General features: G+C 66.9%; 19 protein-coding genes. 8 read left to right on the top strand and 11 right to left on the bottom strand.

Going from position 1 to position 24,698, the window contains the following annotated elements; translation table 11 throughout:
• Positions 1-83: 83 nt before the first annotated feature.
• The 7 genes from purH to sucC form a co-directional block, all read right to left on the bottom strand.
• Positions 84-1,679: a bifunctional phosphoribosylaminoimidazolecarboxamide formyltransferase/IMP cyclohydrolase gene (gene purH, locus AC37TH_RS09000; RefSeq protein ID WP_490764020.1), complete on the bottom strand. Its 1,596-nt coding sequence runs from the start codon at positions 1,677-1,679 to the stop codon at positions 84-86.
• A complete protein-coding gene (gene purN / locus AC37TH_RS08995; protein WP_490764019.1) occupies positions 1,676-2,269 on the bottom strand; it encodes a phosphoribosylglycinamide formyltransferase in 594 nt (197 codons plus the stop codon). Before purN ends, purH begins: the two co-directional genes overlap by 4 nt.
• 31 nt (positions 2,270-2,300) lie before the next feature.
• Positions 2,301-3,623, bottom strand: a complete 1,323-nt coding sequence (locus AC37TH_RS08990; RefSeq protein WP_490764018.1) for a threonine/serine exporter family protein — start codon at positions 3,621-3,623, stop codon at positions 2,301-2,303.
• A complete protein-coding gene (locus AC37TH_RS08985) occupies positions 3,620-4,870 on the bottom strand; it encodes a cell division protein PerM (RefSeq protein WP_490764017.1) in 1,251 nt (416 codons plus the stop codon). Before AC37TH_RS08985 ends, AC37TH_RS08990 begins: the two co-directional genes overlap by 4 nt.
• Before the next feature lie 55 nt (positions 4,871-4,925).
• Positions 4,926-6,332 carry a hypothetical protein gene (locus tag AC37TH_RS08980; protein ID WP_490764016.1) on the bottom strand — a complete coding sequence of 469 codons (1,407 nt, stop codon included), beginning with the start codon at positions 6,330-6,332 and terminating at the stop codon, positions 4,926-4,928.
• Positions 6,333-6,472: 140 nt separating this feature from the next.
• Positions 6,473-7,360 carry a succinate--CoA ligase subunit alpha gene (gene sucD / locus AC37TH_RS08975; RefSeq protein WP_085370209.1) on the bottom strand — a complete coding sequence of 296 codons (888 nt, stop codon included), beginning with the start codon at positions 7,358-7,360 and terminating at the stop codon, positions 6,473-6,475.
• A gap of 14 nt (positions 7,361-7,374) precedes the next feature.
• Positions 7,375-8,538, bottom strand: a complete 1,164-nt coding sequence (gene sucC, locus AC37TH_RS08970) for an ADP-forming succinate--CoA ligase subunit beta (protein ID WP_490764015.1) — start codon at positions 8,536-8,538, stop codon at positions 7,375-7,377.
• 262 nt (positions 8,539-8,800) lie between these two features.
• Between sucC and AC37TH_RS08965 the strand changes: the two genes are divergently transcribed.
• Together AC37TH_RS08965 and AC37TH_RS08960 are read left to right on the top strand one after the other, a co-directional pair.
• Positions 8,801-10,441 (top strand): hypothetical protein, encoded by a 1,641-nt coding sequence (locus AC37TH_RS08965; protein WP_490764014.1) that lies wholly within the window; start codon positions 8,801-8,803, stop codon positions 10,439-10,441.
• Between the two features lie 72 nt (positions 10,442-10,513).
• Complete coding sequence (locus AC37TH_RS08960; protein ID WP_490764013.1) at positions 10,514-11,314, top strand: oxygenase MpaB family protein; 801 nt, start codon at positions 10,514-10,516, stop codon at positions 11,312-11,314.
• A gap of 17 nt (positions 11,315-11,331) precedes the next feature.
• Here AC37TH_RS08960 and AC37TH_RS08955 read toward each other — a convergent pair whose 3' ends face one another.
• The 3 genes from AC37TH_RS08955 to AC37TH_RS08945 all read right to left on the bottom strand — a co-directional run bounded on the left by AC37TH_RS08955 (position 11,332) and on the right by AC37TH_RS08945 (position 15,980).
• Complete coding sequence (locus tag AC37TH_RS08955) at positions 11,332-12,366, bottom strand: FUSC family protein (RefSeq protein WP_490764012.1); 1,035 nt, start codon at positions 12,364-12,366, stop codon at positions 11,332-11,334.
• Positions 12,363-14,849: an ATP-dependent helicase gene (locus AC37TH_RS08950; RefSeq protein ID WP_490764011.1), complete on the bottom strand. Its 2,487-nt coding sequence runs from the start codon at positions 14,847-14,849 to the stop codon at positions 12,363-12,365. The genes AC37TH_RS08955 and AC37TH_RS08950 overlap by 4 nt, the downstream gene beginning before the upstream one ends.
• 66 nt (positions 14,850-14,915) lie before the next feature.
• On the bottom strand, positions 14,916-15,980 hold the full coding sequence (locus tag AC37TH_RS08945) for a glycerophosphodiester phosphodiesterase family protein (RefSeq protein ID WP_490764010.1): 1,065 nt from the start codon (positions 15,978-15,980) through the stop codon (positions 14,916-14,918).
• Between the two features lie 64 nt (positions 15,981-16,044).
• Here AC37TH_RS08945 and AC37TH_RS08940 point away from each other — a divergent pair, with 64 nt between their 5' ends.
• Positions 16,045-16,578, top strand: a complete 534-nt coding sequence (locus AC37TH_RS08940; protein ID WP_490764009.1) for a hypothetical protein — start codon at positions 16,045-16,047, stop codon at positions 16,576-16,578.
• 61 nt (positions 16,579-16,639) lie between these two features.
• A complete protein-coding gene (locus AC37TH_RS08935) occupies positions 16,640-17,437 on the top strand; it encodes a Bax inhibitor-1/YccA family protein (RefSeq protein WP_490764008.1) in 798 nt (265 codons plus the stop codon).
• Positions 17,438-17,520: 83 nt separating this feature from the next.
• On the opposite strand, the gene AC37TH_RS08930 is transcribed toward AC37TH_RS08935, so the two are convergent.
• Positions 17,521-19,341: a DUF4012 domain-containing protein gene (locus AC37TH_RS08930; RefSeq protein ID WP_490764007.1), complete on the bottom strand. Its 1,821-nt coding sequence runs from the start codon at positions 19,339-19,341 to the stop codon at positions 17,521-17,523.
• A gap of 228 nt (positions 19,342-19,569) precedes the next feature.
• Between AC37TH_RS08930 and AC37TH_RS08925 the strand changes: the two genes are divergently transcribed.
• The 4 genes from AC37TH_RS08925 (at position 19,570) to AC37TH_RS08910 (ending at position 24,692) form a co-directional block, all read left to right on the top strand.
• Positions 19,570-20,838 carry a nucleotide sugar dehydrogenase gene (locus tag AC37TH_RS08925; protein ID WP_490764006.1) on the top strand — a complete coding sequence of 423 codons (1,269 nt, stop codon included), beginning with the start codon at positions 19,570-19,572 and terminating at the stop codon, positions 20,836-20,838.
• Between the two features lie 39 nt (positions 20,839-20,877).
• The gene (locus AC37TH_RS08920) at positions 20,878-21,975 is read left to right on the top strand and encodes an acyltransferase family protein (protein ID WP_490764005.1); all 1,098 of its coding nucleotides are present in this window, start codon (positions 20,878-20,880) and stop codon (positions 21,973-21,975) included.
• Between the two features lie 99 nt (positions 21,976-22,074).
• On the top strand, positions 22,075-23,487 hold the full coding sequence (locus AC37TH_RS08915; RefSeq protein WP_490764004.1) for a hypothetical protein: 1,413 nt from the start codon (positions 22,075-22,077) through the stop codon (positions 23,485-23,487).
• On the top strand, positions 23,487-24,692 hold the full coding sequence (locus AC37TH_RS08910) for a hypothetical protein (RefSeq protein ID WP_490764003.1): 1,206 nt from the start codon (positions 23,487-23,489) through the stop codon (positions 24,690-24,692). Before AC37TH_RS08915 ends, AC37TH_RS08910 begins: the two co-directional genes overlap by 1 nt.
• The last annotated feature ends 6 nt before the right edge of the window (positions 24,693-24,698 follow it).

Below are 24,698 nucleotides of genomic sequence, written 5' to 3'. Positions count from 1 at the left end.
TGGGATCGCGGTTGTGCTGTTTCAGCGGCCTTCTGGGCCGCCGACAATTCTCCCACGAGTCCCGCCCGCACCAAAGTGGAAGCTCAGTGGAAGAAGTGACGCTCTCCGGTGAAGTACATGGTGACTCCGGCAGCCTTGGCGGCCGCGATCACGTCCTCGTCGCGGATGGAGCCGCCGGGCTGCACGATCGCCCGAACACCGGCGGCGATCAGGATCTCTGCGCCGTCTGCGAACGGGAAGAAGGCATCCGAAGCGGCGACAGCACCGGATGCGCGCTCGCCCGCACGGGTCACGGCCAGGTTGCACGAGTCGACCCTGTTCACCTGTCCCATGCCGACGCCGACGGATGCGCCGTCGTTCGCCAGCAGGATCGCGTTCGACTTGACAGCGCGGCAGGCCTTCCAGGCGAACTCGAGGTCGGCCCGCGTCGCAGCGTCCGCCTCCTCGCCAGAGACGAGCGTCCATCCGGCGGACGAGCCGAATGAGGTGGACGCGGCGTCGAAGCGGTCAGCATCCTGCACCAGCACGCCACCCGAGATCTGACGGAACTCGGTGACCTTTCGCGCATACCCGTCCGGCAACTGCAGGATGCGCAGGTTCTTCTTGGTCTGCAGCAGTTCGAGCGCGGCGGGTTCGAAGCCCGGCGCGATCAGCACCTCGGTGAAGATGCCCTTCACGGCCTCTGCCATCGCGAGCGTGACGATGCCGTTGGCCGCGATCACGCCGCCGTACGCCGACACCGGGTCGCACTCGTGCGCCTTACGGTGTGCATCGGCGATGTCGTCGGCGACCGCGATGCCGCACGGGTTGGCGTGCTTGATGATCGCGACGGCGGGCTGGTCGAAGTCGTATGCGCTGCGGAGGGCGGCATCCGCATCCACGAAGTTGTTGTACGACATCTCCTTGCCGCCGAGCTGAGTGGCCTGCGCGATGCCGGTTCCGGCCGGGTCTGCGTAGAGGGCCGCGGCCTGGTGCGCGTTCTCGCCGTAGCGCAGCGTCTGCTTCAGCTCGACCGTCACCTCGAAGCGCTCGGGGAAGTCGTCGGTGCTCGGCGCATCCCCAGCGAACCAGGCGGCGACCGCACCGTCGTATGCGGCCGTGTGCGCGAACGCCTGCGCTGCGAACTCACGGCGTTGGTCGAACGTGGTGCCTCCCGCGGCGATCGCGTCGGCGATGGCGCCGTAATGCTCCGGCGAGACGACGATCGCGACGTTCGCGTGGTTCTTCGCGGACGCACGGACCATCGCGGGGCCGCCGATGTCGATCTGCTCGACCACATCGTTGCCGACCGCCCCGGACGCCACCGTCTCGACGAACGGGTACAGGTTCACGACCACGAGCTCGAACGGCTTGATCTCCAGCTCCTTGAGCTGCTCCTCGTGGGAGGCGAGCCGCAAGTCGGCGAGAAGGCCGGAATGGATGGCGGGGTGCAACGTCTTCACGCGCCCGTCGAGCGACTCGGGGAATCCGGTGACGCTGGCCACGTCGGTGACCTCGTGTCCCGCATCCCGGATCGTGGACGCGGTCGTCCCCGTCGACACGATCTCGACGCCCGCGTCTGCGAGCGTCTTGGCGAGCTCGAGGAGCCCGGTCTTGTCGCTGACCGAGATCAGCGCGCGGCGGATCGGGACGATGTCCCTCTCGCGGTAGAGGCTGGCGTCGTGGCGGGGTCCACTCATGCTCGTGCAAGCTCCTTGAGGTCGATGTGTCCGTTGGCGATGTCGAGGACGGCGTCGATGAGCAGCCGTCGCTCCACAGGTTTGATGCGTTCGTGGAGAGCGGCCTCCGTATCGTCCGGGTGGACGGGCACACGCTCCTGGCTGATGATCGGCCCGGCGTCCACGCCGTTGTCGACCACGATGAGACTGGCGCCGGTCTGGGTGGCGCCGGCCGCGAGTGCATCCCGGACCCCGTGGGCTCCGGGGAACTCGGGCAGATAGGCGGGGTGGGTGTTGATGAGATTGGGCGAGAACGCCGCGACCACCCGCGGCGGAACCAGGCGCATGAAGCCGGAGAGGATCACCAGGTCCGGCTCCCACTGCACGATCTGCTTCAACAGCTCGTCGCCCCACGCATCCCTGTCGTCGAACGACGAGAACGGGACGGTGAACGATGGGATGCCGAACTCTTCGGCGTGGGCGAGGCCGTCCGCGTCACGGTCGGCGCCGACGGCGACGACGCGAGCGGGGAATTCCGCATCCTGCGACGCTTCGAGAAGAGCACGCAGGTTGGACCCGCCGCCGGAGATCAGCACCACAATCGAGAGCACGCCACCAGCCTAGCGGCCGGGCCGCGCCGGCTCAGACCAGCCGCAGTTTCCAGGCCGCGGGCGCCACGCTGTAGATCTGGCGGTAGACCGCCGTGCCGACGAGCACGCCGAGCGCGATGGCGACGATCGACCCGACGATGGTCAGGAAGCTGCTCGAATCGAAGTTGACACCGGAGGCGCTCTGGGTCAGTCCGATCAGCCCCGTCGCCCCCGGGACCAGCAGCCAGAACGCCGGAAGGAAGCAGACCACGGCCGGTGGCGCTCCTCTGATCGACTGCACGAGATAGGCGACGATGGTCAGCGCCAACGCCCCGAAGAAGCCGCTGAACTGGCTGCCCATGAGCACGGCGCCGAGCAGTTGTGCGCCATACGCCACGAGCAGCACCAGGGTCAGGAAGTACAGAGAGCTCCGCGGTCCGCAGTAATAGAAGAAGATCCCGAGCGAGAACAGCAGGACGCCCACCCACGGCTGGAACGCGCCGAGGGCAGGGTGGGTCGTCAGCAGAGCAATGGATGCGGGGACACCCGTGATCGTCAGCGCTGCCAGGATCCCGAACGAGAGGAACAGCAGCTGGGCGATCCCGGAGACGAGCCTGCTTGCGCCCGCCACCATGTCGCCGGCCGCGAGTTCCTGGATGCCCGTCGTGAGCACGGCGCCAGGGAGCAGCGTGACCAGCGGCGGAACAAGGACCTGCAGCGGCTCGGGGACGACCGCGGTGCGCGCTGCGGCGAAGACAATGAGGGCGAGCGCGAACGCGGTGATCACCGGCAACAGGATCGCGGCGTACGTCCCCGGCCGGACGAGCAGTTTCGCGACGCCGACCAGCACGCCGAGCACGAAGGCGTAGACCATGCTGAGCGGTTCGGCGCCGAGCAGCACGAGCCCGACGCCCGCGGCGGCCAACCCGTGACCGAGCACGCGCAGTGCAGTGTTGAAGCGAGGCTTCGCCGCGGTGATCCCCTCGATCGCAGCGATGCCCTCCGCCGCCGTGATCGTTCCGGCGAGCGCGTGGTCGACCACCGTGTAGATGCGCGCAGCCCTGTCGAACCGTACCTCTCCGCCCGTCGACTCCGCGACCTCGAATCGAGTCTGCGTCTCGTCCGGCATACCGACGAAGATCAGGGTCGGGAAAACGATGAGCGCCGCGTTCGGCGAGCCGAGCGCCACGGCGACGCGTTTGAGCGTTCGCTGGATGTCCGTCGCCGCCGTTCCGACGGAGAGGAGGGCGCTGCCAAGCTTGACGAGGAACTCCTGGAGCTGATCCGAAGGGTTCTCCACGAGCTGCTTCGCGTCCACCGAACGGCGGTGGATCTCCAGCTTCGGAAAGCGCAACGGCAGGTTCCAGCGGCTCATCGTCTCGCCCGACCTCCCGCCAACAGACCGATGATGGCCGCGACAGCGATCTCCGCCGCCGCGATCGAACCGACCAGCCACGGATTCGGGCCGACGTCATGCAGCCGTCCAGGGCCGAGGGCTCCGGACGACCACCAGGCCAGGAGGCCGAGTTCGATGCCCGCAACGATACCGATGCCGATGGCGGCCACCAAGAGCCCGGGCGTCCCATGCAGGTCGCGCAGTCGCGTCGCTCGGGAGCGGAGGAGTGCTGCGGCAAGGAATCCGGCGACGATCGGCACCAGGATGCCGACCAGGCCGAAGGAGAATCCACCGGACGGGATCACGCCGAACAGCGGCAGACCTGGCAGCGGTCCGAGCTCCGTGCCGATCGGGCTGACCGACGAACCGGTGCCGATCGCGAATCCAGGGCCGATCATCCACGAGGCGAGCCAGATCACCAGGTTCGGAAGGAACGCGAGCTGCGCGATGGTGAGGGCGGCTCCTCCGAGGGCGCCCGCCTGCAGTTGCTCGTAGAGGCTGACGATGCCGCCGTAGTTCCCGAAGACCAGGACGGTGAGCACGAGGGCGGCGCCCGCGATCACCAGGGACGCGGCCCCTGTGCCCGCTCGGAGGGCGGCGGCCGAAGCATCCTTGAGCATCGGCGGGATGCGCTCCGTCCAGGCGGTGAGCGCGGCCACTCGGGCGCGCACGGCCTGGCCGTCGCGTACGTCAGGCGCGTCGCCGGCGGCCCGCTCGGCCCGCGCGGCGGCGAAACCGAACCCGCACAGCACCCCGACGGCGTAGACGAACGGCGGCAGGATGATCCCTTGCCAGACCGATGGATGCACGGGGGCGCTCCCCGCCGTGAAGGTCACGATCGTCGAGAGAACGGCGAACGCGACGACGGCGCTGACCGCACCGGTCAGCCGGAACGGCGTCTCCGAGGCGCGGAGACCTGTACGCACCCCGAGGCCGGCGGTGAGGACGGCGAAGCCGAGTGCCGCGATCGTCACCTGGAACGGGATGACGGCGCCAGGAAGGCCGAGCGTCGCCGCGCTCTGCGCGTCGAGGGTCACAGTGAGGTTGACGCCGTGCCCGACCAGCCAGATGTCCGCCGACGCTCGCCAGAACGCGAACCAATCGGCCGCGAGATGGTACTGGGCTGCCCAGAGAACCGTGAGCGGGACGAGCGAGATCGCGAGACCGATCGCGACCACGATGGCCGCCTCCAGAGCGGCGAGCAGGGCGACGGTTGTGCGATTCATGACCGAATGGAGCCTACCGGCCCGCTCCCACGGCCGACCGCCGACACTTCGACGGTCAGGAGACGGTCATGATCGGCGTCTCGTCGTCGGAGTTCTCCGGCACGGTGATGACAGGGCGCTGCAGCAGTTCGAGCACGCCGATCACCACGGCGGCGATGACGAGGGTCCAGATGATGAGCCCTGGTGTCAACGGACGGACGAACAAGACGATGGCGGCGGCGATGACCGCGACGGCCGCGCGGAGCAGTGCCCGCTGCGCGTACAGCCACTCCCCTGTGCGACCCGTGCCGACACCGTGCCGATCCGCGGCGTTCCTCGCCCAGGTGACCCCGGAGCCGAAGAACCCCCGCAACCGTCTCGGCACGACGAACGGCCCCGAGTACCAGGCGACGACGGCGACAACGATCGCGAGCACGAGCACAGCGACGCCCGTGTCGCGCATCGCCGAGGTGAGCGTGTCGAACACCGTTCGTGCGACCCCGGACGGGATCAGCGACGGCGACACCGAGCCGATGAAGACCAGGCGTCCGATGGCGATTCCCGCCACGATGATCACCATCGAGAGGGCCAGGGCGACCGCTGCCCAGACCAGCGCGAGCGCCCTCCTGCGGGCGACGACCACACCGACGGCGAGCAGCAGGAGCGCCACCCAGGGCAGCCACGCGCCCGCCGCGACGGCGATCCCGTAGAACAGCTGGATGGTGGGGAGCGAGGAGCTCTGCGCGACGGTGATCGTGCGCTCCACCGTCGGGATCTGCGAGGCGAAGGTGAGTCCCTGCTTCACCAGGATCGCTTTCACCCTGTCGATGATCGGTCCGAGCTGCACGCCGATCGAGCCGTTCGCGCCAACGGCGATGGCCGCATTCGAGTCGTTCTGCATCGTCGCGACGAGTTGCGTGTGACTCGCGCGCAGCGCCTCCTGCCAGACCTGTGCGAACGCGTCGGAGCGGACGAAACTGTCAACGGTCGACCGCATCAGCGACACGATGCCCTGGGCGGCCGGGCCCTTGAGTGCTTCGAGAGCCCTGGTCGCGGCCGGCCCGGTGCCGAGCGAGGTGATCCCGTCGACCACCTGGGACGTGATCGCCGGCACGTCGACGTTCTCCTGGATCACCTGCATGGTCTGGTCGGTGACGAACGACTGCACGGCTGGATCTTTGGCCAACGGTGCGTACGCCGCGACGAAGGCGTCCGTGTCGGTGAGCTGCACCTTCGCCCAGGATGCGACGACAGCGACCGGAGCAAGGATCGCGCCGATCAGGATGAGCACCGTTGCGAGCAGCGTCCAGGCCCAGCTGCGCTTGTGCGGCGAGCGCCCGCCGGCGCCCGGCGCTCCGGCAGCAGAGCCATCGAGCGGAGGGATGGGCGTCCCGGTGCTCTCGATCGTCTCGCGCAGTGAAGCGTTCTCGCTCTCGAGCTGCGCGACGCGCTGTAGCAGCTCGCTGTTCGTGATCCGCGCCATGTCCGACCCCTTCGCTCCCCAATGGTGCTCACTGTATCGCTCGGCCAACATCTGGCACAGGGACAAAAACGGACCCCGTGGAGAACTCCACGGGGTCCGTCGTGTGTGGAGAACTCGCGCTCTCCGATGTTGTTGCCTGCTTACAGCGCCGCGTATACCTCGCGGAGCAGGGCGGCGGTCTCGGACGGCGTCTTGCCGACCTTGACGCCGGCGGCCTCGAGGGCCTCCTTCTTCGCCTGCGCGGTGCCGGCCGAGCCGGAGACGATGGCGCCTGCGTGGCCCATGGTCTTGCCCTCCGGAGCCGTGAACCCTGCGACGTAACCGACGACCGGCTTGGTCACGTTCGCCTTGATGAAGTCGGCTGCCCGCTCCTCGGCGTCTCCGCCGATCTCGCCGATCATGACGATCGCCTTGGTCTCGGGGTCGGCCTCGAACGCGGCGAGCGCGTCGATGTGGGTGGTGCCGATGATCGGGTCTCCGCCGATGCCGATGGCCGTCGAGAAGCCGAGATCGCGCAGCTCGTACATCATCTGGTAGGTGAGCGTCCCGGACTTCGAGACGAGACCGATCGGGCCCTTGCCGGTGATGTTCGCCGGGGTGATGCCGACGAGCGACTCACCGGGGGTGATGATGCCGGGGCAGTTCGGACCGATGATCCTGGTCTTGTTGCCCTTCTCCTGCGCGTACGCCCAGAACTCGGCCGAGTCCTGCACAGGCACGCCCTCGGTGATGATGACGAGCAGCGGGATCTCGGCGTCGATGGCCTCGATGACCGCATCCTTGGTGAAGGCGGGCGGGACGAAGGCGATCGACACGTCGGCGCCGGTCTTCTCGATGGCCTCTGCGACCGTTCCGAAGACGGGGAGCTCGACATCGCCGTGGGTGACGGTCGTCCCGGCCTTGCGGGCGTTCACGCCGCCGACCACCTGGGTGCCGGCCTTCAGCATGAGGGCGGTGTGCTTGGTGCCCTCACCGCCGGTGATGCCCTGCACGATGACCTTGGAATCCTTGTTGAGGAAGATAGACATTGTTCGTCGCGCCCTTACTTCGCAGCCAGTTCGGCGGCCTTGTCGGCGCCTTCGTCCATGGTGAGAGCCAGCGTCACCAACGGGTGAGCGGCTTCGGTGAGGATGCGGCGACCCTCGTCGACGTTGTTGCCGTCGAGACGGACGACGAGCGGCTTGTTCGCCTCGTCGCCGAGGATCTCGAGCGCCTTGACGATACCGTTGGCGACCGCGTCGCACGCGGTGATGCCGCCGAACACGTTCACGAACACGCTCTTGACCTGCGGGTCGTTCAGGATCACGTCCAGTCCGGCGGCCATGACGGCAGCGGATGCTCCGCCTCCGATGTCGAGGAAGTTGGCCGGCTTGACGCCCTTGTGCTTCTCTCCGGCGTAAGCGACGACGTCGAGTGTGCTCATGACGAGACCAGCACCGTTGCCGATGATGCCGACCTCTCCGTCGAGCTTGACGTAGTTGAGGTCGCTGGCCTTGGCCTTGGCCTCGAGCGGGTCGGCTGCTGCCTTGTCCTCGAGCGCCTCGTGGTTCGGGTGACGGAATCCGGCGTTCTCGTCGAGCGTGACCTTGCCGTCGAGGGCGATGATGTCGCCCTCCTCGGTGAGCACGAGCGGGTTGACCTCGACGAGCGTCGCGTCCTCACCCTTGTAGACGTCGTACAGCTTCACGAAGACGTCGGCGACCTTGGCGGAGAGCTCATCCGGGAACCCGGCGGCCTTTGCGATCTCGGCGGCCTTCGCTGCGTCGACACCCGAGATCGGGTCGACCTCGATGCGCGCGAGCGCCTCGGGCTTCTCGACGGCGAGGACCTCGATCTCCATGCCGCCCTCGACGCTCGTGAGGGACAGGTATGAACGGTTGGCCCGGTCGAGCAGGACCGAGAAGTAGAACTCCTTCGCGATGCGGGCGCCACCGGCGACCATCACGCGACGGACGATGTGACCCTTGATGTCGAGCCCGAGGATGGCCTTCGCCGCTTCCTCCGCCTCGTCCGGGTTCTTGGCGACCTTGACGCCGCCCGCCTTGCCACGACCACCGACCTTGACCTGCGCCTTGACGACGACCACTCCACCGAGCTTCTCCGCCGCTGCGCGCACCTCCTCGGGGGTGTCCGCGACGATGCCCGGAAGGACCGGGACACCGTACTGCTCAAACAGGTCTCTGGCCTGATACTCGTATAGATCCACGGTTATCCAATCCGCTGGTTCCGGCGCGCTCGTGGCGCTGCCGGCCGATTTCTCCTAGGCAGTTTCGGCGGGAGAATAGCTCGACGCCGAGATAAATTTCGCCAAAAGCACTCTAGCGCGTCCTGCTGAACGCCCGCGAAACGAGCCGCGAAATCCACAGCGGTTCCTGATGCTCCCTGCACAGCCGGAGGCGTGCACCCGCTTCTCCACAGCTTTCGTCACGGGCAACCTCGCCGCGTCCTGAACGACGACGGTGGATGCCATGACACACCGAATAACCACTCTCATCACCTCGTTCGCGGTAGCCGGGCTGCTGTTCTTCTTCTCGGCGGTCCACTTCGCGACGGGAGCGCAGGCCCTCTCCGCCAGCGGCCATGGACCCGGCTATCTCTCCGCAGACGGGTGGTGGCTCGGAACGTACGCACTCGACGACGGATCGCGCGGCTTCTGCCTGCAGGCGGGCAAGAAGAGCCCGACCGGCCACGAGGTCGATCTCGTGGCAGGCTCGGCGCTCGACTGGTACACGCCGGAGCAGGCCGCGAAACTCGCCTTCATCTCGCGATCCTGGGCGGGGACAGGCGACCGCGGCACCGCTGCGGCCGGCCAGCTGGCCACATGGATGGTCGCGGGCCTCGACGGAGCGACCGCCGCTTCGTACGCGGCCAGAGCGGGTTCCGACGCCGCGACCGTCCTGGAGTGGGCGCACTCGATGGTCGCCGAGGCGGGGAGGCTGGGCTCCCGCTCGGTCGAAGCGACGTCGGTCGTCGAACTCGGCGACGACGGCGACGGCCGCCTCAGGGTCGAGCTGACCGTCGACCGGCTGACGGGGCCGGAGGTCCTCCCTCCGCGCAAGCACTGGGGGAAGGCGACCATCTCGGGCGCCACCTTCGACGACGGGTCGACGACCGCAGACATCCAGAACGGCGTCGACATCGCCATCCTGCCGACCGGACCGGACGCCACGGTCACCGTCACCGCTGAGGCCGCCTTCGTCGGCCTGCCATACGGTGACCGGTTGACCGTCGCCATTCCGCACGGAGACGCGCAAGCACTCCTGATCGCGCTGCCAGCGGATACCGAGGCGTCCGCCGAAGCCGGGGCGACAGGCATCTCCCCCCTCCCGTTCCAGCCGACGGTCTCCACGGTCACCAGCGCCGCGGTCGCCGAGCAGGGTGCGAGTGTCTTCGACCGGCTGATCGTCGGCATCGCTCAGCAGGACGGCCTGCTCCCCACCTGGGGAGTGTGGATGTCGCCCGACGGGCTCGCGCCAGTCAGTGCGACCATCCGCAGCCGGCTCCTCGGCCCCTTCGCCGATCCGATCGTCGAGGCGCCGGACGCACCGGTCGACGCGCCGGTCGTCTGCGAGGTCGAACTGCTCGTCCAAGGGACGGGCGAGTACGAGACCCCAGCGTGCACGCTGCCGTCCGCCGGTCATTACGTGTGGGTGGAGTCGATCGCACCGGAGGACACCGCGGCGAGCGAGAGCGGGGGACGCCTGCGTCCCTGGCGGTCGCCGTTCGGCGTCGCGTCGGAGATCACGCGGGTGATGGAGCCGGAGAAGCCGTCGACTCCCGAGAAGCCCGAGAAGCCCGAGAAGCCCGAGAAGCCCGTCGTACCAGAGGAACCGGAGGTTCCGGAGGTTCCGGAGGTTCCGGAGGTTCCCGAGGTTCCGGAGGTTCCCGAGGTGCCCGAGCTCTCTGAGGTGCCCGAGGAGCCGAAGCCGGAGTCCCACCGCGTCGAGACGGCCGGTGTGCGCGAACCGGAACTGGCCGAGACAGGATCGAACGCCACCGGTCTGATTCCGGTCGTCTGCGCCGGAGGCGCGATGCTCTCACTCGGACTGGGCCTGTTCGGATTCGTGCTGCGGCGCGGCGAGCGCCGCCCGGTGAGGACTGCGCGATGAGCCGCCGCGACGGATTTCCTCGTGCGGAATCGCATCCCGGACCTTCGCAGACTGTCGCGACAGGATGGTGGTATGCGAACCCGTCAGGCTCCGGCCGGTCTCACTGCCAAGGACATCGCGGGCGAGGCCATTTACCTGGCGGGTGGCGGCAGGGCCCTGCTGCTCCAGATCGCACATCCGGCCGTCGGGCGGGGCGTGGTGGAGCACAGCGACTTCGCCACCCGGATGATGGACAGACTCCACGCCACAATGACCTTCGTCTACGCGTCGGTGTACGCGACTCCGGAGGAGTTCGCCGCCGTGCGACGGTCGGTGAATCGGGCGCACGCACCTGTCAGGGCGGCCGCGGCCGGGGACGCCCCCTCGTACAACGCCTTCGACCCGCAATTGCAGCTGTGGGTGGCTGCGACGCTCTACGCGACGATGATCGACCTTTACGAACGGTTCTTCGGACAGCTTCCCCACGCCGACGCGGAGCGGATCTATCGCGAGTTCACCGTGCTCGGCTCCGCACTCCAGGTGCCGCCCGACGCCTGGCCGCAGACGAGAGCGGAATTCGACCTGTACTGGCGCGACACGGTCGCCTGCCTTCGCCCGACGAAGGACACCAAGCGGGTCGCGCGACAGATCCTCTATCCGTCCGCCCTTCCCTGGTGGATGCGGGCGATCTTCCCGCAGGCCCGCCTCGTGACGGTCGGCCTGCTGTCCCCCGACCTGCGTCGCGCCTTCGGTCTCGCCTGGAACGACCGACTGCAGCGCCGCTTCGACAGGTGGATGCGCTGGGCGGCGCTCGTCTATCCCCGCCTCCCTGCTCGGCTCCGCCACAGCCCCCGCGACGCTTACTTGAGGCGGCTCCGGGCCTCTCTCGCCTGAACCGCGCCCAGCACCGCTCAGACGGCCAAGCCGCGCGTCCGCTCGAACCAGCGCGCAGTCAGGACGAGCAGGACTCCGACGGCCGCACCCAACGCGGTCTCGAGCACGCGATCAACGGCGAGGGTCGAGAGCGCGACCGGCGCCGCGAGATACGAGACGGAGAGCGCCATCGGGGTGACGAACACCAGGGCTGTTCCGTAGTGGGCGCCGATGAACGCCTCCGCGAAGACTTGGCACACCACGATCACGCCGATGACGAAGAGCGGAGACGGGGACCAGAACAGAAGGACGACAGTCAGGCCGACGCCGACGATGGTCCCGACCACCCGATGCACCGAGCGGGAGATCGAGTGGGCGGCGCGCGCGGGAGGGATGACGGCCACAAGACTGACGACGGCCCAATAGGCGTGGCCGAGGCCGAAGGCGAGGGCGATCCCGCCCGCGATGAGCACCCCTGCGACGTTCTGCGCCACCGTCAGCCAGACGCGCGCATCCCTGATCGCGGTGGTGTCGAGCACCGGCCTGCGCCGCAGGTCTTTGAGGAGGACCGCGTTCGACGCGGAGCCGGCCATGCGCCTGAGCAGCCAACCGGACATGGTCAACACCCACGAGAACGCGGCGGACGCCAGGGCGACGCCGACCCGGAGCCACAGCTCGTTCGCCGGGGTCGGAACCGCGGCGCAGACGAGCAGAGCGAACACGAAGAACAGCGGGGTGGGCGGCATCAGCTGGAACGTGGTCGCGAGCAGCGTTCCGCCGGCCACGATCAGGATGAGCAGCGGAACAAGCAGGGCGATTGGTTCGCCGAGCACCGCGACCAGTGTGCCGAGGGCGATCGTCGCCACGAGGGCGACAGCCGCGACCGAGACGCTCCGGATGCGCAGGCGGTACGGCTCGTTCCTGCCGTACAGAGCGGTGAAAGCTCCGAACGTCGCGTATGCCGCAAGGTCGAGCCGGTCGACGGCCAAGAGGATCAGCAGGGGAACGGCGATCGCTGTCGCCGCCCGCAGGCCGACCTCGACGCTCAGCGTGGTGAGCCTGGGGCGCTTCACAGCTTTTCGATAGGGGCGATCTTGATGAGCAGCTTCTTCGCTCCCACCTTCTCGAACTGCACATGCGCGACGCGCTTGGCACCCTCACCGGTCACCTGGGTGACCCTGCCGTCGCCGAAATCGGTGTGCCGGATGCGGTCGCCTGACGCGAGTTCCAGGTCACCGTTGTCGCGCACCTGGCCGGTGACGCGGTTCGGCCACTCCGTCTTCGGACGGTCCGACGGGCGACCGCTCGCGGAGAACCCGCCGGAGGTGAGGCTCTCGTTCCAGCGGGACCCGCTCGACCCCGCCGACAGGCCAGGACGCCGAGCGTTCAGTGCGCGCGACTGGCTCCCGCCGCGGCCGTTCGCCGTTCCCGGCGACTGCTTCCATTCGATCAGATCGGCGGGGATCTCTTGCAGGTAGCGGCTCGGCATCGCCACAGCGGTCTCACCGAACTGCGCGCGTGTCATGGCCAGCGACAAGAACAGCCGCTTCTTCGCACGCGTGATGCCGACGTAGAACAGCCGGCGTTCCTCGGCTGGTCCTCCAGGCTCGTTCGCGGACATCCTGTGCGGAAGGAGGTCCTCCTCGATGCCGGTCAGGAAGACGGCGTCGTATTCGAGGCCCTTGGCGGTGTGCAGGGTCATCAGGGAGACTGTGCCGCTGGAGTCGTCGATCTCGTCGGCAGCCGCCACGAGCGACACCTCGGTGAGGAAGTCGACGAGCCCGCCGTCCGGGTTGTTGCGGGCGAACTCGCGGGTCACCGCGACGAGTTCGTCGACGTTCTCCGCACGCGCCTCGTCTTGCGGGTCTCTGCTGTTGCGGAGCACGTCCAGGTAGCCGCTGCCGTCGAGCAGGAAGGTGAGCACGTCGGAGACCGACGAGACACCGGCCGGGTTCTCCGGATCGATCTTCGCCGTGGCGTCGTCGAGCAGCGTGGCGAGCTGCAGGATCGCCGCGGTGACCTTGGGTCCGAGCCCCAGCGAGCCCGCATCGCGCATCGCCTGGCGGAAGTTGATCCCGTTGTCCTCCGCGTAGCTCGCCAACTGCGTCTCCGTCGCCGGGCCGATCCCGCGCTTCGGAGTGTTCAGGATGCGCCGAAGCGCCAACGTGTCATCCGGGTTCGCCACGGCGATCAGATACGCCATCGAGTCCTTGATCTCGGCCCGCTCGTAGAACTTGGTGCCACCCATGATTCGGTACGGCAGAGCGGAGCGGATGAAGATCTCCTCCAGAGCTCGCGTCTGCGCGTTGGTGCGGTAGAACACGGCGATGTCTTTGTAGTCCATGCCGGCGCTGTGCAGCTTCTCGATCTCGTCGGCCACGAACTGCGCCTCGTCGTGACCCGAATAGCCGGTGAAGCCGATGATCTTGTCGCCGTCTCCGACGGCCGTCCACAGTTTCTTGTCTTTGCGATCGAAGTTGTTGGCGATCACCGCGTTGGCCGCGCTCAGGATGTTCTGGGTCGACCGGTAGTTCTGTTCGAGCAGCACGACCTTCGCACCCGGGAAGTCGCGCTCGAACTCCACGATGTTGCGGATGTCCGCGCCGCGGAACGCGTAGATCGACTGGTCGGAGTCGCCGACAACGGTCAGCGACGCTCCGGGGATCACACCGACCGCATCCCGCATCGACTCGACGTGGTGGCCCTGCGCCTCCAGCTCGTCGGCGATGGCCGGGGCGATCGGCATGGTCAGCTCGCGGATGAGCGAGTACTGCGCGTGGTTCGTGTCCTGATATTCGTCGACCAGGATGTGGCGGAAGCGCCGCTGATACAGGGCGGCGACCTTGGGGAACGCCCGAAACAGGAAGACCGTCTCGGCGATGAGGTCGTCGAAGTCGAACGCGTTCGCCGTGCGCAGTGCGCGCGTGTACTGACGGAAGATCTCAAGGAACATCACCTCCTGCGGGTCGCTCAGATTGGCCGAGCGGGCATAGGTCTCGATGTCGGTGAGCTCGTTCTTGAGCTTGGAGATGCGCCCGGACGCCCCGGCGACCGTGAACCCGAGGGTGTCCGCATCGAGACCCTTGATGATGCGCTTGAGGAGGGCACGGGTGTCACCCGAGTCGTAGATCGTGAAGCTCTGGGTCTTGCCGATCGTCTCCGCCTCGCGGCGCAGGATGCGCACGCAGGCCGAGTGGAACGTGGAGATCCACATGCCCTGCGACTTGCCGCCCAGCAGCACCTCGACCCGCTCGCGCATCTCGGCCGCCGCCTTGTTGGTGAACGTGATGGCGAGGATCTGGCTCGGCCACGCCTCCCGGCTCTCGATCAGTCCGGCGATCCGGCGGGTCAGCACGCTCGTCTTGCCCGATCCAGCGCCCGCGACGATGAGAAGCGCGGCCCCGCGATACTCGGCGGCCACCCGCTGCTGGGGATTCAGGCCGGCGAAGAGGCGGTCGCCTTCGGAGTCTGCGCCGTCGCCGGGGCCTCCGTAACCGGATCGGCCGTCGAGGATGATCGGGGTGGCGGAGGGAGAGGCGTCGGGGAGGCTCGTCATGTCTCCAACGATTTTAGCCTTCACCACTGTCATCCCGCCCCGGAGAGGTCGGGTGGCCCGCTCAGGTCACCGTTCGTCGCGCGCGGCGACCGCGAGATCCGGATGATCCGCGAACACGCCGTCGACACCCGAGTGCAGCAGGATCGAGTACAGCCGCCGCCAGTCGCCCCACTGATCATCGCGTCCCGGCGTGCGGAAATCGGCCGGCATCAAAGCGTTCTCCGGCCTGAGCGTCCAGCAGTAGACGCCGAGCCCGGCCGAATGGGCGGTGTCGACCAGGTCAGAGGTCACGGCGCCGATGTCGATGCCGGACGGATCGTCCTCGAACAGGGCCATCGACACCGACCCGGAGGCGAGCACCTGCGACACCTCGACGCTGATCCCGTCGACTCGATCAGGCGCCCCGGCCGCGCCGAGCGCGTACAGCCCGCGCGCGGTCAGATCCTCCGCGTATCCCGGCGCTGCCGACCCCAAAGCAGCCGCGCGGTCGGCCGGAACACCCGAATCCTCGAGCAGATACACGCACCGGCCACGGAAGCCGTTCCTGCGCAACTGTCCGAGCGCCGTCTTCTCGAAGCTCTCGACGACCAGCCCAGGGTTGTCGCCCCACCCGGTGTCGGCCAGTTCAGACAGGAGAAGCTCGGCGAGAGGGAGCCCGATCGAATCGAAGTACGTGGCGTGCTTGACCTCTGCGACGACACCGAGCCGTCGCGCCGCATCGTCGGATGCCGCATCGACGATCTCGAACAGGTCGCGCAGCCTCAGCAGGGGGTAGCGGCCATCGAACGTCGCGCTCGCCTGGCGCATCGCCGGCAGCCGCTCCTTCGCCCGAAGGGTCGCGAGCTCCGCCCAAGTGAAGTCCTCCGTGAACCATCCGGTCAGCGGTTCGCCGTCGATCTCCTTGGTCGTCCGCCGCCCGGAGAACTCCGAGCGAGCGGCGACGTCCGTCGTCCCCGATATCTCGTTCTCGTGCCGAAGGACGAGCACCCCGTCCTTGGTGGCGACGATGTCGGGCTCGACTGCGTCCGCTCCGAGTGCGAACGCCAGATCGTATGCCGCCCTCGTGTGCTCCGGGCGGTACCCGGGCGCACCCCGGTGACCGATCACCAGAGGGGTCGTCCGAGCGCGCATGGTGAGATCCTAGCCCGCACCTTGGGGGGTTCTCAGGCACGCATCCGGGTGACACAATCAAGCGGTGTCCGCAGCGGAACCGACCCGTCCGAGCGGCTGGCGCGAGCCTGCCAGCCTCCTTCAACTGCACTGGGGCGTCTACCGTCAACGACTCGTCATCGGCCTCGGGATGCTCGTGGCCGGCACCGGCTTCATCCTGATGACCAGCGCGTACAGCCTCCCCTTCCTGCTCGTCGGCTCGCTCCTGCAGCCGGCAGGCTGGGTCGTGCTCCCCTCGACGATCGGGCGGAGAGTCGCCGTCGCCGTCCCCGTCCTCGGCTTCACCTGGCTGATGCTCGGCGGTGCAGGGTTCGCCTGGTGCTTCTGCGTGCCGCTCGCCGCCTGGTTGCTCATCCGGCTGCGCCCCCTGCTGAGCTACGTGGTCCTGCTGCTCCCGATCGCATCCAGCATCGTGCTGGCGAGCACCATCCATGAATACTCACAGGGCTGGGTGTCGATCGCGGTGAGCACAGTGGTCATCGTGGGGTCCGCGTGGCTCGCACGATGGGTCGCAGAAGCAGTCGATTCAAGGCAATCTGTCAGAACTTTCAGACGATAAATCAGTAGGTTTGATTGCACCGATCCGGCTTGACCGGACCCCACTCGCAAGCAGAGGAATCATGGCTACCTCCAACCCGGCATTCTCACAGAGCCCGGCCTTCCAGAACGGGTCGACGGCGGCTACGACACTCAGCGCCGAGAACCTGCAGGAGATGTACAACTCGCCGTCCGCGGGGTCGGCAGAGACCGACCGCATGACGGTCGAGGACACGATCGTCAAGACCGCGGTCAGCTTCGGCGTGCTCCTCGTCGGAGCCGTCATCGGCTGGGTTGTCCCCGTCCTCTGGATTCCGGCCGCAATCGTCGGCCTCGTCCTGGCCTTCGTCAACATCTTCAAGAACCGCAAGAAGCCGTCCCCCGCGCTCACCCTGGCATACGCCGGCGTGCAGGGCATCTTCATCGGCGGCATCTCGCTGTTCTACGAGACCCAGTGGGCTGGCGTGGTTCTCCAGGCCGTCATCGGCACCATCGTGGTCGTCGGAGTGACCCTCGCCCTCTTCGCGAGCGGCAAGATCCGCGCGTCTGCGAAGGCCACCAAGGTCTTCCTCATCGCGATGGTCGGCTACCTGCTCTTCTCAGTCGTCAACTTCGTCCTCATCCTCACCAATGTCACTGACGACCCATGGGGCCTCCGAGGCGATCTGAAGATCTTCGGCATCCCGCTCGGCGTCGTGATCGGCGTCCTCGTCGTCATCATGTGCGCGTACTCGCTGGTGCTCGACTTCGACGCCATCCAGCAGGGCGTGAAGAACCGCGCACCGCGCGTCTTCGGCTGGGCCGGAGCCTTCGGCATCATGGTGACCGTCATCTGGCTCTACCTGGAGCTGCTCCGCATCTTCGCCCTCTCGCGCAACTAGCGCGCGTCGCCGAAAGGGCGGGCAGGGAGCAGACGCTCCCTGCCCGCCCTTTGCGTTGCGGTTGCGGCTGCGGCCGCGGCGCCCTACTTGCCGATCGCCGCGCAGGAGAGGGTGCCGTACGAGGTGACCGTCGGGTTCACCGTCGGCGTGACCGCTGCCGTGAGCTTCTTGATCGGGGTCGTGCCCGCATCGAAGAGCACATCGAGGATCATCGTCTGCCCGGGGCCCATCTGCTGGATTCCCTGCGCGACCGGGTACTCGCCGTCCGTCCCGATCATCGGCGTAGCAGACAGCTGCGCGTCGATGGCGGTGCCGAGGACTTTGTATCCCTTCGGCGCGTAGACCGAGGTGCCGATCTGCACATACCCCTGGGCGACGAGCACGCCGTTGCCCATCACATACTGAGGAAGCACCTGCGCCGCGTTGGCCGGGGCCGTGCTGTTGAGGGCGATGCGAGCGAAGACGTAACGGTGCTTGTCGCCGCACACCGCCTGGCTGATGCCCACCTTCACCTTGAGGAAGTAGTCCATCTTCGACGGCGTCTGATCCATGAAGTAGACGCCGAACGCATCCGTGTCCTTTGTGCTGACAGGTGGCTCCGAGTAGAACGGGGTCAACTTGATGAGGTCTTGCTCTGCCTTGTCATTCGTCCAGATCTTCACGCGCCCCTCCTGCCCCATCGAGAGCAGTGTGCTGAGGAGGAGCTTGGGGTCGGCGCCGCCGCCGAGCACCTTGGTGAACGCGTTGATCGCAATCGCCTCGTTGATCTTGTCAACGGTCACTGGATCCGGATACATCGTGTAGACGTCGATGAGCAGGATGCGCGCAGCGTTCTCCGGTGTCAGCGTGAGACCAGGGAGAACGGTTATCGGTCCCGTTGCCTTGAGGAGCTTGCCGAGCGTGACGGTGTCCATGGCGATGATGCCGTCGATATCGTCTCCCTTCGCCGACTTCCACATCGCCTTGGCGACGTCGAAGGTCAGCGAGAAGCGCGGAGTGATCGTCAGGTCCTGCACCTGCTTGCCGAGGCCGTACGGGTATAGCTTCTTCACGTCCTCCGGCAGCGGAATGATGTAGTCGCTGAATCGCGGGAAGTCGCGGATGGAGGCCGACGATTGCTTGACCAGGCTGATCTTGCCGTTGTCGAGTTGAAGAAGCGCCATCGACCCGGTCGTTCCACCGTTCGGAAGCAGTTCGCCACTGTTCTCGAAGACGACCAGGTAGTTGCGGACGCCCTTCGCACCCAGTGCCGCGGGAAGCGTGTGCACCGCTTCCTTCGCTTGCTGCATCTGCGTCGAGACTTTGCCGAGCATTGTGGAGAGCTGAGTCGTCGCCGACCGGACTGGTCCGATCGTTCCGGAAGTGTCGATCGCGGCAACCTGGGCGTGGGCCTTCTCGAGCGCCGCCGCGGCACGGTCGACCGTCGGGGTGGCTTTGACGATCGGCGTGAGGTTGAGAGCGCCGTTGACAGGCTTGAGGCTTGCCGGTGAGACCGTGTCGAGCACCCCGACGAGCGGTTTGATGGACTGCGTCACGACATCGTCCGTCGAGGACGCCAACGTCCGCACGGCCGACAGGTTGGGACCGATGAACGGAATGACCTCTGCCCCACGCCAGATCGGATCGCTCGTGTCGCCGCGAGCGGCGCTCACCTTCGGCTCCAGCTTTGCCATCGTCGCCTGAGCACCGGAGACGTCCATCGCGACGATCTGCGACTTGAGCGTGTTGACCAGCGGGATCGACGCTTCGAGAGAGGATTTCGCGTCGAGCGCACGCAACCCGATCCAGAGTCCGCAGAAGACGATGACGAGGGCGAGTCCGGCTCCCAGATACCACCACCGTCGGCGCGGGCGATTCTGCCTGGCGTGCGAAATTGCGGCGCGCGTAGGGAGGGAGTCGGGCATTGGACCATTAGAGCAGACCAGCGCCCGCCGAACCTGAACATCCTCGTGGGGGAATACATGGATAACCCCCACTCGAGGGGCATTTCCTGCCCGATTTCCGTGGGCTGGCGTTCCTCCCTGCCGAAGCTCTGAGAGTCGTCTGATAATTTGTCATCCGGGGCGCGCAGCCGCGCCCGACTGTCCCGTCAGCATTCCGCACGGGACACTGTCGCATCCGGACCGGGGATCATGAGTTCACACAACAAGCGCGCCGTCATCGTGGGGCAGGGCTACGTCGGCCTGCCCGTCGCCATGCGAGCTGTCGATGCGGGGTACGACGTCGTCGGACTCGACGTCGACGACCGCCGGATCGCCGGCCTCCAGCGAGGCGAATCGTACGTCGACGACATCCCCTCCAGCGTGCTCTCCGCCGCGCTCGCCTCCGGCAAGTACAAGGCGAGCAAGGACTACGACGAAGCCGCGGGGTTCGACGTCGCCGTCATCACCGTTCCGACGCCGCTGAGCGAGGGCATCCCCGACCTCAGCTACATCGAGGACTCGGCCAAGGCCCTCTCCAGCCGTCTCACTGCCGGTGCCACCGTCATCCTCGAGTCGACCACATACCCCGGCACGACGCAGGAGCTGCTCGTCCCGTTGCTGGAAGAAGGGTCGGGCCTCACCGCCGGTCAGGACTTCTTCGTCGGCTACAGCCCGGAGCGCATTGATCCCGGCAACAAGACCTGGGGCTTCGCCAACACTCCGAAGGTCGTCTCCGGCATTGACGCGGCCTCGCTCGAGCGGGTCCAGGGGTTCTACGACGACCTGGTCGAGACGACCGTGCCGGTCAGCGGCACGAAGGAGGCCGAACTCACCAAGCTGCTCGAGAACACCTTCCGGCACGTCAACATCGCTCTCGTGAACGAACTTGCCATCTTCGGCCACCAGCTCGGCGTCGACGTCTGGGAGTCCATCGAGGCGGCGTCCTCGAAGCCGTTCGGTTACATGAAGTTCACGCCGGGTCCCGGCGTCGGCGGCCACTGCCTTCCCGTCGACCCGAGTTACCTCTCCTGGCAGGTGCGCCGCAAACTCGGCCAGTCGTTCCGGTTCGTCGAGCTCGCGAACGACATCAACGACCACATGCCCGACTACGTCGCCCAGCGCCTCATGGTGCTTCTCAACCGCGCGGGCAAAGCTCTGAATGGCGCACGAGTCGTGCTCGTCGGGCTCTCATACAAGAGGAACACCGGCGACATCCGCGAATCGCCCTCCCTCCGGCTGATCGACGTCCTGCGCGAGCTCGGCGCCGAGATCGTCGGCATCGACGACCGCGTGGAGGACCACCGCTGGCCCGCAGGAGTCGAGCGGGCGTCGTACTCGGCCGAGACCCTTGACGCCGCCGACGCCGTCGTGCTCCTGACGGATCACGAGGAGTTCGACCTCGCACTGCTCGCAGAGACATCGGCTCCGGTGCTCGACACCAAGAACCGCGTCACCGGCCCGACCGTCGAGCGACTGTGAGCGACCGACTCGCCGAAGCGGCTGTGCGGGGATAGACCGGTGCTCTCACCCGACCTCGCGCCTCGAGCGGCTCGTCAGGCGCGCCTCAACCTTCTCGACGCGTTGCGTTTCGCCGCCGCGATCGCCGTGGTGGCATACCACTTCACGACGTACCCGTACCCCTGGGGATGGGATGCTCGACCAGTCACGATCTTCGGACCGCTGACCTCCGTGACCGGATACGGCTATCTCGGCGTCTACCTGTTCTTCATCATCTCCGGCTTCGTAATCATGATGTCCGCGTGGGGTCGCACGCCAGGGCAGTTCGTCGCATCGCGGATGGCGAGGCTGTTCCCCGCATACTGGGTCGCCGTCCCACTCGCCGGGGTGGTCGCCATGTTCATCCTCATGGGCAGAGTCACCTCGGAGAATCTGAGGAACACCGCCGTCAACATGACGATGCTGAACAAGCCCTTCGGTGTCCCATACGTTGACGGGGTGTACTGGACGCTCTGGGTGGAGCTCTGCTTCTACCTCATCGTGGGCGTTCTCATCGTCACAGGTTTGACCTACAAGAAGGTGCTCGCCCTCGCCGCGCTCTGGCCGCTCGTGGCCGTCCTCGTCCAAGCGGGCAACAAGCAGTTCGCCGAGATCCTGCAGCCCACCTTCGCCCCGCTGTTCGCCGGCGGGATTGCGCTCTACCTCATCTACGCATACGGGCACACGTTGCTGCACTGGATCATCCTCGCCGCCAACGCGGTGTTCGCTGCCAACAATGCCGCGCTGACGGTGGCTCCTGTGCGGGCCAGCACAGGCGCTCACCTCTCGTCCGTTGTGGCGTTCTGTCTGATCATCGCCTTCTTCGCCCTCGTGGCGCTCGCAACGCTGACCCCCGCCCGCGTCTGGACGGGCTCCGTCGGAACGTCACTGGGGCGACTCACCTACCCGCTGTACCTCGTGCATGTGTACCCCGGCCTGATCGTCATCCAGTTCACACAGGACCTGCTCGGCGTCTGGGGCGCACTCGCGCTGGCGGTCGCCGTCGCGATCACGCTCGCGTGGCTCGTGAACCGTTTCGTGGAGCGACCGTTCGCCTCACCGATGCGCGCGCTCATCGAGCGGACGTTCGATCGCTCCAAGGTCGACCAGAACGCCTGAACAAGTCCTCATGGTGGACCGGCCGACGTCAGGCAACGGTCAGGCCCCGGGGTGCCCGTAGTGTAGTTTTATCGAGCCATTCGTCTAAGGAACCCGTCTATGCCTCTTGCCACGCTCAAGCGCGACCCGTGGGCACTCGCCGCCATCGTCTGGTCGGCGGTCGCCATGGCATACGTGTTCCTCATTCCCGTCGGCAACAACCTTCTGCTGTACCCGCTGCTCCTCTCATTCGCGCTCCTTGCCGGCGTCAACATCCTGAAGCGGAAGCTGCGACCGGATAAGGCGTTCCTGCTGCCGGCGGCTCTCTGGCTCGTCTTCCTCGTGCTCGGGATCGTCACCGCCGTCGCGCGCGACGCCGAATCGTGGCAGCGGACTCTCGTTTTCTTCCTGGTCTGGCCTGCGGTCTTCAGCGTGATCGTCGTCGGATTCGACCGCCGAGTGGTGCGCCCTCTCTTTCTGGTCGGCGCCTGGGTGACCGTTTTCATCGGCGTCCTCTTCCTGATCGACGCCCTGGTCATCACAGGCCACCTGCCGTTCAGCCTCCCGACCTGGCTGACATCGCCGCTTCTTCTGCGCGGGGTCACCGACGCGCACGGGATGGTCTCGCTGTCGTCGAGTTCCCTGCCTCCGCTGATCTGGTGGGGTGCGATGTGGATCGCCTCGCTGTTCTGCGCTTCCAAAGACCCGTACCTCCCGCCCGTCTGGCTCCGCACCCTGGCAGCTTCCCTCGCCATCGCCGGTGCCGTCGTGTCGTGGCGCAGGGCTGTCGTGCTGATCCTCCTGATCTCGCCGGTCATCGCAGTCGTCATGCTCGTCGCCCTCAAGGTTCGCAACGCCAAGACCGAAAGCCCCCGGTTCTCCGGTCGCGCAGTGCTGAGAGTTGGCGTCGTCGCCGTGATCGCGGTCGCGGTCAGCTTTCTTGGGCAGCCGCACTTCACCTCGATGCTCGGAGGGGCGGTCGGGGCATCCACCACCATCGTCGAGGGCCAGAAGGCTGTTCTCCCCACCAAAGACCTGCCTTCCATCAACGACAAGTCGCTGACCATCTCAGCGGATGATGCTCTCGCCGACGAGATCCGCAAGAACGAGAGCCAGAACATGCTCACGCCGCAATCGGCCGCCGACCTGATCGTGGGGCGTGGTTTCGGGGCGACGATCGATCGCGGGGGCGTGATCCGCGACATGAAGCCGTGGCAGACCGAACTCCAGTACCACGCGATCTTCTACTGGACGGGCATTATCGGCATTCTGCTGATCCTGGCGGTCTTCCTCACATCGCTCCGGGTCGTCCGCAAGGCGTTCCGCGTCGATGATCCCCTGCGGGCGTCGCTGTACGTCAGCTCGGCGGGAGCTCTGGCCGCACTCGCCGCGAATGCGACCAACCCGTATCTGCAGGCCCCAGGGCACATGTGGCCTGTGTTCCTGCCGCTAATGATCGCCAGCACCATTCTGGCGACCCGCTCGCGCGCGGAGGAGCCGTCTCCGCGCGAACTGGCAGAGCAGGTGAGGTGATGGCGCTGGCTTCACGGCCGCACCTGTACTGGATCTCGCTCGGCACCGTCTTCTACTCGGCCGCCATCGTTCTCCTGCAGATCCTCGCGCTGGTCAGCCTCGACCCCGCGACATTCGGGCGCTTCTCGGCTATCTACCTGGCATTCGCGCTCGCGTCGTCCGTGCTGCTGTCGGTGGTCTGCGAGGCGTGGCAGCGTGTGCAGCCCGCGGCGACGTGGAAGCAATTCAGCGCCCCGCTGCTGACGCACTCCATCCTCTCGACCATCGTCACGATCGTCGTCTTCTTCTTCATCCCGGGCTATGGCAACCTGGCCATCCTCGGCGGCCTCGCCGTCGGCTTCGCGACGTATCGCACCGGCGCCAGGTACTACGCCATCCACCACCGCGAGTACCGCTGGGTGGTCCCGGCCGACTTCGCGAACGTGGTGGTCTTCGCCATCGGCTGGTGCCTCTTCCTGTTCGCCAGGGACACCTTCTCGCTTCTGACGGTGATGATCGTGTGGGCTGTCGGCTCGTTCCTCAGTGCCGTGCTGTCCAAACCGGCGACCGGCTTCGCGCCCTCCCTCATCCCGTCGTGGCTGCGCACCCACAACCATGAGATCAAGACGCTGCTCAGCGACTCTGTATTGCTCGACGCTTCCGGGATCGGCACGCCGTACGCGCTCATCCCGATTCTCGGCGTGACCGGATTCGGTGTCTATCGGGCGCTCTCGAATGTCTCCGGTCCGGTCAAACTGCTCTTGACGCCCGTCCGCCCATTGTTCGCCGGCGTCGACGCCAAACGGTTCGCCACCCTCAAGTCGGTCTCGCTCTTCGTCGGCTTGTCGCTGATCATCGGGGCCGTCTGCTTCGCCGCGATCTCGCTCCTGAAACTGAGCGATCTCCAGATCGGGACGCTGACCGCGCTCACCGACTACGCCTGGGAGTCCGGGATCTTCGTCGCCGCCACCTTCCTGAACGGCATCTACTACCTTCTCGCCCGCACGCATTTCGTGCGCAGGCGCCTCCTCACCGCTCGGGCGATCACGTCCATCGCCGGAATCGTGATGCCGCTGGCCGGCGGTCTGCTGTTCGGCGTGGCCGGCGCCATCGCGATGGTCACCGCGGCGACCGTCCTCATCGCGATCGTCTGGATCGTCCTCCTCTTCCGCCAGGCGGACACCGCCACGACGACCGTCGCACCCGAGACGGTCGAGGTCATCTGAGGTCGT

This window comes from Leifsonia sp. McL0627 (assembly GCF_058244615.1).
This window is presented reverse-complemented; position numbering and strand designations above follow the sequence as displayed.

Excerpts from the sequence above, each read along its gene's own strand:
- purH (WP_490764020.1), bottom strand. The coding sequence starts at position 1,679 with ATGAGTGGACCCCGCCACGACGCCAGCCTCTACCGCGAGAGGGACATC.
- AC37TH_RS08990 (WP_490764018.1), bottom strand. The coding sequence starts at position 3,623 with ATGAGCCGCTGGAACCTGCCGTTGCGCTTTCCGAAGCTGGAGATCCAC.
- AC37TH_RS08985 (WP_490764017.1), bottom strand. The coding sequence starts at position 4,870 with ATGAATCGCACAACCGTCGCCCTGCTCGCCGCTCTGGAGGCGGCCATC.
- AC37TH_RS08980 (WP_490764016.1), bottom strand. The coding sequence starts at position 6,332 with ATGGCGCGGATCACGAACAGCGAGCTGCTACAGCGCGTCGCGCAGCTC.
- sucD (WP_085370209.1), bottom strand. The coding sequence starts at position 7,360 with ATGTCTATCTTCCTCAACAAGGATTCCAAGGTCATCGTGCAGGGCATC.
- AC37TH_RS08965 (WP_490764014.1), top strand. The coding sequence starts at position 8,801 with ATGACACACCGAATAACCACTCTCATCACCTCGTTCGCGGTAGCCGGG.
- AC37TH_RS08960 (WP_490764013.1), top strand. The coding sequence starts at position 10,514 with ATGCGAACCCGTCAGGCTCCGGCCGGTCTCACTGCCAAGGACATCGCG.
- AC37TH_RS08950 (WP_490764011.1), bottom strand. The coding sequence starts at position 14,849 with ATGACGAGCCTCCCCGACGCCTCTCCCTCCGCCACCCCGATCATCCTC.
- AC37TH_RS08945 (WP_490764010.1), bottom strand. The coding sequence starts at position 15,980 with ATGCGCGCTCGGACGACCCCTCTGGTGATCGGTCACCGGGGTGCGCCC.
- AC37TH_RS08935 (WP_490764008.1), top strand. The coding sequence starts at position 16,640 with ATGGCTACCTCCAACCCGGCATTCTCACAGAGCCCGGCCTTCCAGAAC.
- AC37TH_RS08930 (WP_490764007.1), bottom strand. The coding sequence starts at position 19,341 with ATGCCCGACTCCCTCCCTACGCGCGCCGCAATTTCGCACGCCAGGCAG.
- AC37TH_RS08925 (WP_490764006.1), top strand. The coding sequence starts at position 19,570 with ATGAGTTCACACAACAAGCGCGCCGTCATCGTGGGGCAGGGCTACGTC.
- AC37TH_RS08915 (WP_490764004.1), top strand. The coding sequence starts at position 22,075 with ATGCCTCTTGCCACGCTCAAGCGCGACCCGTGGGCACTCGCCGCCATC.
- AC37TH_RS08910 (WP_490764003.1), top strand. The coding sequence starts at position 23,487 with ATGGCGCTGGCTTCACGGCCGCACCTGTACTGGATCTCGCTCGGCACC.